Source organism: Hyphomonas chukchiensis, assembly GCF_000682695.1.
Lineage (GTDB): Bacteria > Pseudomonadota > Alphaproteobacteria > Caulobacterales > Hyphomonadaceae > Hyphomonas > Hyphomonas chukchiensis.
The window spans coordinates 1-850 of the sequence record NZ_AWFG01000087.1 but is presented as its reverse complement, the minus strand read 5'-3'; the positions used below and the strand labels follow the sequence as shown (position 1 = coordinate 850).

General features: G+C 59.8%; 1 protein-coding gene. It reads right to left on the bottom strand.

The window, feature by feature from the left end:
* Positions 1–306: 306 nt before the first annotated feature.
* A complete protein-coding gene (locus tag HY30_RS18150; protein ID WP_034744419.1) occupies positions 307–630 on the bottom strand; it encodes a DUF736 domain-containing protein in 324 nt (107 codons plus the stop codon).
* Positions 631–850: the final 220 nt, after the last annotated feature.

Below are 850 nucleotides of genomic sequence, written 5' to 3'. Positions count from 1 at the left end.
AGATAGGCAGCCGCTTCTTTCGTCGTCAGGAAAGGACTTGGCCGTCCTTTTGCCTCGTTCATTCCCCGTCCCCCGTCTTGCCGGGCACAGATCAACGTGGCGGCTTCAACACGACCGAGAAAGCAAAAGAAAATTCTAATTGGAAGTCACGAAGATATACGGTGTCGCGGCGACACCTCACTTAACCATGCGCAGCGCATATGGCTTCGTGTGGTTATAGATACCCTTCTATCGAGCGATGTAAACACGTCTAAAGCCGCCCCGGAATGATCTCCGGAGCGGCCAGTTTGGCGATGTGTGTGGGGCTTAGTCCCTGGGGTTCCAGAGGATCACGTGGCGGCCTTTCTTGCCCTTGACCGGTGCAAGGTTCGCGTAGATGCGGCGCGGGCCGATCTGCGGATCTGCGAGGGTCAGGGAGACGTATTCGCGTCCCGAGGACTTTGCCTTGCGCATCCAGCCGCCGCCGATTTCGGTGGAGGTCTCACCGGCGAAGATGCGGTAGTCCGGCTGGGCCGCTTCGGCTTTTTCCGCATTCTTCTCGATACGGATGGCGGCTGAGAGGTTCATCATTGCGAGGGCGCCTTCGAAGCCGGTCTTGGTTTCGCTGACATATCCGAGTGCGTTTGCCATGGGGGTCTCCTTTTCGTTTCCGTGGCTGTCTCCGAGGGACACCTTGTCCCCGTCGACGCCGGACCGCCCGGACGGCGCGGAGCGGGCCTGAACCTGTAAGGGCGCAGCAAAGCGAAGCACCGGACAGGAACGCGAATTTGTCTCGCGAGGAGCCGTAAAGCGGCGGGGAAATTCGTGGGACTGGCCGGTTTCAGGAGCGTTTCGCGTCGTCCAGGTCACA